At 67.2% G+C, this 6,239-nt stretch carries 5 protein-coding genes and 2 pseudogenes; 3 read left to right on the forward strand and 4 right to left on the reverse strand.

Annotated features, from left to right (window positions below; translation table 11 throughout):
- Nucleotides 1-197 (forward strand): hypothetical protein (locus tag IG78_RS43510; protein WP_037687678.1); only part of this gene is annotated, 197 nt, incomplete at its 5' end.
- Nucleotides 198-230: 33 nt separating this feature from the next.
- On the forward strand, nucleotides 231-443 hold the full coding sequence (locus IG78_RS0140590; RefSeq protein ID WP_030574648.1) for a hypothetical protein: 213 nt from the start codon (nucleotides 231-233) through the stop codon (nucleotides 441-443).
- A 545-nt stretch (nucleotides 444-988) separates the two neighbouring features.
- On the opposite strand, the gene IG78_RS0140595 is transcribed toward IG78_RS0140590, so the two are convergent.
- The 4 genes and pseudogenes from IG78_RS0140595 to IG78_RS52065 all read right to left on the reverse strand — a co-directional run.
- On the reverse strand, nucleotides 989-1,651 hold the full coding sequence (locus IG78_RS0140595) for a hypothetical protein (RefSeq protein WP_030574651.1): 663 nt from the start codon (nucleotides 1,649-1,651) through the stop codon (nucleotides 989-991).
- 14 nt (nucleotides 1,652-1,665) lie between these two features.
- Nucleotides 1,666-2,526 carry a hypothetical protein gene (locus IG78_RS0140600; protein ID WP_030574654.1) on the reverse strand — a complete coding sequence of 287 codons (861 nt, stop codon included), beginning with the start codon at nucleotides 2,524-2,526 and terminating at the stop codon, nucleotides 1,666-1,668.
- A gap of 490 nt (nucleotides 2,527-3,016) precedes the next feature.
- A pseudogene (locus IG78_RS52985) lies at nucleotides 3,017-3,136 on the reverse strand (aminoglycoside phosphotransferase family protein); the annotation flags it as partial.
- A gap of 452 nt (nucleotides 3,137-3,588) precedes the next feature.
- Nucleotides 3,589-3,945, reverse strand: a pseudogene (locus IG78_RS52065) (IS5 family transposase); the annotation flags it as partial.
- A gap of 909 nt (nucleotides 3,946-4,854) precedes the next feature.
- On the opposite strand from IG78_RS52065, the gene IG78_RS0140615 reads away from it, so the two are divergent.
- Nucleotides 4,855-6,006: a VldE C-terminal domain-containing protein gene (locus IG78_RS0140615; RefSeq protein ID WP_157856068.1), complete on the forward strand. Its 1,152-nt coding sequence runs from the start codon at nucleotides 4,855-4,857 to the stop codon at nucleotides 6,004-6,006.
- Nucleotides 6,007-6,239: the final 233 nt, after the last annotated feature.

The raw sequence follows: 6,239 nt of genomic DNA on the forward strand, positions 1-6,239 counted from the left end.
ACCACCACCAGTGGCTCCTCGACACCTACGGCCTTTGCTATGGCTACGTCATCGCCTACAGCAGCCACGACACCGAGACCCGCACCTACCGCATCCGTCGCGACGAGGCGCACATCGCCGAGCTGCGCCAAGCCGCCCGCGCCCTCCTGGACGAGGTTGCCGCCATCCGCCAGAGCCAGGACGACGGCCGCCATTGACGCGGAGCCCTACCACCCAAAGGGAAAGGGATCATGACCGTACAGACGTACTGGAAGCCCGGCGAGGAAGGCGTGGATCTACCCGCAACCGCTGCGCAGATCACCGACGCACTGGAGATGCAGGAGGAGCGCCGAGAGTTCTTCACGGAGGAGGTGTGCGCGGAGTACACCCGGGCGGAGCTAGGCGGGCTGACGCGGGCAGAGGTCAGCCGGGTCATGGATGACCTCGCAGACGGGGTGTGCTGATCGTGACGCCCGACGCTGAGCCTGTGGGCTGACCGGGTCCCCTCGACAGACGCGCGGCCAGCCCTGCCCGCACGCTGGCGGTATGGCACGCATGCACGAGCTGACAGGACTGGGCCGTTCCACCATCGACCGCATCCTGGCGTGAGGGCCCGCTCGGGGCTATGGCCCGGCCGTCGTCAGGCGGTGACGGCGGCCGGCAACCCGCGTCGGACTCACCTCGGCAGTCAACTTGCGCCGCCGCTTCCGGGCCCATCTCGGCACCACACCCGGCGCCTACCGGCGCACCTTGCGGTGGCCGCCGCGGCTCTCGTTGCCAGCACAATCCCGGGCAGCGGGATTGTGATCGACCCTGATGACGGACTCAGAGAACCGCTGCCGCAGCTCTCGTCGGGCCTCCGCACAGACGCAGCCCAGGCGCACCTGAGATCGGAAGGGAAGAAGGGGTCTGCACCCACATGATGCCGCCCCTCCTCGTCGGCTGGGAGCTGGCCGGAGCGCCCGATCGGGGCCGCGCTTGCATCGCTGAGCCACGCGAACGCGGATGCCTACGCGGGCTCGCCGTACTCGCAGCCATAGGTCGCGCGGTCCTCCGCCCTATTCCGGTCGGCCCCAATGGATGCCAGGGCGCGGGCAGTCTGCTGCCTGAACTCGCCTACCTGGTTCGAGGAGTTGAGGAGACGCAGTACGTCGTGGGCGAGGCGTCCGCAGATGACGTTCCGGCTGGCCGAGTCGTGGCGCGAGAGGGTATGGGCGGGCCGTTTCAGACGTCCGAGGCTGTCGGCGGCATTGACCTGCCGGGCAAGCGCGACGAAGGCCAAGGGCTCGTGGTGGTCCATGCTGCTGACCGCGTCGGCCATTGCGGTACGCAGCGCGGTGTGTTCTGGCCCGGGACAGCTCTCGTCGACGCGGTCCTTGAGCCAGTGGGCGGCTACCCGGCCTGCAACGGCAACGGCTCCCGCTGTCATCGCGGACTGTGCGCGCAGGCCTCGTCGTTCCCCGTAGTCGCGCAGGAGGGTAAGCAGGCGCCCGGTCTGCTGCGGGTCCTGGCCGGTGGCATGGAACAGCAGAGCCTCGACGGCCTCCCGGTAGCGGTCGCCGAGTTCAACGCCCTCTACAGCGCTGCGCAGTGCCTGAAGCTGCGCCCGCGCCGCTTCGTCTGCATCGTCCGAGCCGTTGGCCGCTAAGAACGCGGCGGTGGTGTCGGTCATGGTTGCCCCTTGCTCTACTTGATCAGATCGAGGAAGGTCTGGCGGCGGATGGCGACCGCTGCGGCGGCGTGCGTGGTGTTCCCGTCGTAGGCCCTGTTCACGGTCCGTGCGGCGTTCCTGCGGCCTGCGCGGATGTCCGCCTGGACCCGGGTGCGGGTCAGGTCCGCGACGACGCGCACCGCCTGGACATGCGCGGCGGCCGCGTCCCGCGCCGCCCAGTCCTGCCGCGCCCCTTCGTCCAGGTCATCGGTACCGGGGTGTTCGGGATAGGAGCACAGGTCGGCGAGGTCACGGGCCGCGGCGGCTGCCTCAGCCAGCAGCGGCATGTTCTCCCAGCGCCGGGTCGGCGCGGCCTCGTAGACCAGTTCGGCGGCCTGCTCGCTCGTAGCGTCCATCCACACGTCGTCGTTCGCGATGACCCAACGGCCCTGCCCGGTCCGGTACAGGCGCCATCCGGCGCCGTCATCGATGAGGACCGGAGTCAGTGAGTTCAGGTCGATCCAGAACGCCGCGCGCCACTCCAGGTCCTCGTACCGCAGGAGGGGGCTCCCGTCGGCTCCCTCAAAGGTCCCCTGATAGCGGGCCGTGACCACGGCCCAGTCCGTGTCATCCGCGGGCGTGCGCGGGCTGCCGTCCTCGGCGCCGACGATGCCCGTGTCGCCGGCGTCCCCGAAACCCTGCGCGACGAACGCCTCGGCGTCCTCGTCGGAGAGCGGCTCTCCGTCCGTCCAGGCGTCAAGAGCCTCGGATGTCACCGCGACCAGAGGTCCGTACTCCCGGCCGTCCAGCCAGGTCCAGCCCTCGCTGGTGAGGGCGAGGACGGATGGCCTGTTGTGCGGAGCCTCTTGCAGCAGACCGCCGGTGATGGTGTGCATACCCACTCCCCAATCTCGTGTAGGAATACCCCTACACATCGCACCGTAGGGGTACTCCTGCAGTACGCGCAAGCCCCTGACACCTGTCATCACCCCGGGCGGACAGACGCCCCAAGAAGCTGCCTTCGAACCGGGACACTTGCGCCAACGCTCAGGGTCATGTTCACGGCCTTCGTGCTGATCAGATGCCTGGTTCACCACGGCGCACGCTCTCGAGAAGGCTTCTGCGTATCAGGTGAACAGCCTGTACCTGCCTAGAGTGCGAGGTTCGTTCGAGGGCGTTCCTTGTGCTCACCGGACCAACGCGAGCAGTTCATCGACCGTCTGCCTCTCACCCCCGGCTCTGAGGTGGGCGATGGCCGCAAACGGTGCGATCACCTGGCTCCAGGCATGGAGCCGGTCGCTATCGAGTCCGCATGACGTCCTGGCCGCAGCCGGACTGGAGGGCATCGACACCCGCTGCTCGCGTGTGGCGGCGGCAGTCCACCGCGTCGAAGCACGGATCACCGGCACAGGCTTTCGGATCAATGGCCATGAGACCACGCTGTCCGCCGTCGAGGACGTTGCCCAGGTGCAGGTCACCGTGGAGCAGTCGGTGGTCGCTTCCGTCTCCAGCAGTCGCTCGCAGCGCTGGATGGCCCTGTCCCATACGGTGGCGTCCATCCGTGCGCTGACCGCGGGCTCGGACAGCCGCTTGCCGACCCGGGCAAAGGCTTCCTCGCACCGCCCACGCAGCACACGTCTCAGCCGCGGGGGCAACGCGACCTCGTGCAGGGCGGCGAGCAGCTCCGACCACTGGTCCGGGAGCGCAGCAGCAGGCATGTCCTCCGCCGGCGTTCCGGGGATGATCCCCTCCAACACCTTTGCGCCTGCCGCCTCGCCGGCGGCCAGCACGGAGGGCACCCGGCCCGAGGCGGCAAACCATCCCAGCATGTCGGCCTGTTCGGCCATCAGGGGCTTCTCCGGGCTGTTCTTCAGCACCGCGGGCGTGCCGTCAGGCCGACGGCACCGCAACGCGACCGACGAAGCACCGTCCGGGAGGGTCCCATCAAGCGAAAGCCCTCCCGCCGCATGCTGGTGGGCCCGGACGATCGTGGAGTCGACGGACACCAGCCACTCGATGTCGCCCGCCGCGTCCGCTTTCGCCTGGGCGGCCTGCAGCATCCGGTCGAACGTCCCGTCCGCCGCCCACCTGCGAAAACGCGTATGCAGCGTGGCCCAGGGACCGTAACGCTCGGGCACATCCCGCCAGGCCGTCCCGGTCCGGAACTTCCACACGATCCCGTTCAGGACCCTGCGGTCGTCCAGCCGTTTCCGTCCCCGCAACGACGCGGGCAGCAACGGCCGGACGAACTCCCACTCGGCATCGGACAGTTCATGGCGACGTACACGACACCATGATCCACCAGCAGTGATCATTTGAAGACACCGCCTAAAGGGTGTTGCACAACGACCGAACGATCTTTCGCGACCGTTTAGCGGTGCCAACCAGACCAGCGAAAACGGGTACAGAGTCGGGCAGTTGACCCCGTGGTTGGTGGCCGGATCCGAACGTGATCGCCGTTGTGCAACACCCTTTAGTGGTCTCCTCCAGCGCTCGTCGGGAAATCTGGCACCACACCGCGTGCACACCGGCCGCTGCGCCTCCCGCACAGCAGCCTCACGCTCCGCCTTCCGTCGCCGGGCCTGCTCCCGCTGCACCGCGTACAGGCGGTCGCCGTCAGGATTTTCCAGGGCCTCGTCCAGCGTTTGCCACTCATCCCTGCCGAGCCGCCGCCGCACCTTGCCAGCGGCTATCGCCGAGCGCCTGTTTACCGAGATCGGCGACGCTCCCGAACCCCGGCTGTCGGCTCACGCGCGGGCCGATCTTGCCAACCCCCGACGTCGTCGGCTCGCAGACTACCTGCGACCCCCTCCAGCGGAGCCCAGAACACACGCCAGCCTCACCACACACCCTCACGTACGGCTTCAACACGCCTAGGAATGGTCCGGTTGCCGCAAGAAGACACAGTGCGTATGGGCGGACGGGAAACCGCTTCGGCGCGATACGCCGGGCAAAGGAGGAAACAGCCATCACCGGGCCCGCCGTTTCCCGAAACACCGACCGGGTCATGACGGTGGCGCTTTGCCTCCTACTCCCCACGTGGTATCAGCCGTTACGTCCGGGAGAGGACGACGGCCCCACCCTTCGTGCCGGAGAGTGAAGCGGGAGGAGAACCAGCAATTCCAGGAGGCGCCCCGTCCTTCTACAAGTACCCAGCAGCCTTCCTGACGCGTCTGCATCGAGGCAATTGGAGGCCCAGGCGCACACCGAAGAGACATCGACAGGTGCCGGTCACCACCGGCCATGCGTACACGAATCGGCGATTTCCTGTGGCAGATGAAAACGCGGCCCCATCCATCGTGGCGGCCCTCCATCCTCCGGCACCCGACTTCGGGCCGAACATCGATGGGTACCAGCCCTTCCAGAGCCAGACCGACTGTGATCCGGCGGCGAAGCCGGGCGTCTTGGACATACGTGACCTCTTGCGGGCCACGTACGGACGTAACGACCTCGGTATCAGCCGCGCCTGCAACGTGGGCGGGCGCAGCGAGCACAAGGAGGGCCGTGCCCTCGATTACCCCTTCAACGCCAACGATCCCGGGCAGCGGGCGGAAGCCGACACCCTGATCGACTGGTTGCTGGCGACCGACCGCTGGAACAACGCTCACGCCATCGCCCGGCGTATCGGCATCATGTACCTCATCTGGAACCGCCGTATATGGGCCGCCAACACCAGGTCGTGGTCGGCCCATACCGGAAGTAGTCCGCACACTGATCACATCCACTTCAGCTTCGGCTGGCCGGGAGCCCGGAAGCAGACCACTTGGTGGACCGGCCGGGACTCCGGTCTGGGTGGTCCGGAGATGGTGCTGTTCGGTAATGGCACGATCGGGACGTACGCGGTGCAGGCGGACGGGAATGTGTACGGGCGCGGGCAGGCGGCGCCCGGGGACGTGTTCGGCCCGTGGCAGCAGTTGAGCACACAGGGCACCTTCGCGGGGCGCCCTTCGGTGGTGCAGTTCCCGGACAACACCATCGGCGTCTACGTCCGCACCACCCAAGGCGTCATTCTGGGAACCGGAAACAAAGCAGGACCAGGAAGCGACTTCAAACCCTGGCAGCAAACCTCTCCCGCCGGCGCCATGGCAGTAACCGGCGACCCCGAAGTCATCCTCCGCCCCGACGGCACACTGGGAACATACGCAGTACTGGCCGACGGCAGCCTCAACGGCCTCGGCCAAAAACACCCCGGCGGAGACTTCGACCCCTTCTGGCAACGACTCAGCGAAGGAGGAAAGTTCGTGGGTCGCCCGTCCCTGCTGCAATTCCCCGACCAGACAGTGAATCTCTACGTACGCGGCACCGACGGAGGATTCTGGGCCACCGGCAACAGCAACGGCCCCGGCAGCGACTTCAAACCCTGGCAACCCGTCTGATTGCTCGTTTCTAAGAGCTCGTAACAGGATCTTGTTGAAGGTGCCTGCGGATTCGATACCCAGCTCTGTCAGACGGTTTGGCTAAGAGATTATCTCATTTGGCTCGGTAGGCTTTGGGGCATGACAGGGATCGATGAGCGGTTGGTGCCGGATGAGCTGTGGGAACTGTTTCAGCGGGTGGTTCCGGAGGTGCCCGCGCGGCCTCAGGGTGGTGGGCGACGTCGGCACGGTGA

Origin of the sequence: Streptomyces aureocirculatus, from assembly GCF_000720475.1 — a bacterium.
GTDB classification, from domain to species: Bacteria; Actinomycetota; Actinomycetes; order Streptomycetales; family Streptomycetaceae; genus Streptomyces; species Streptomyces aureocirculatus.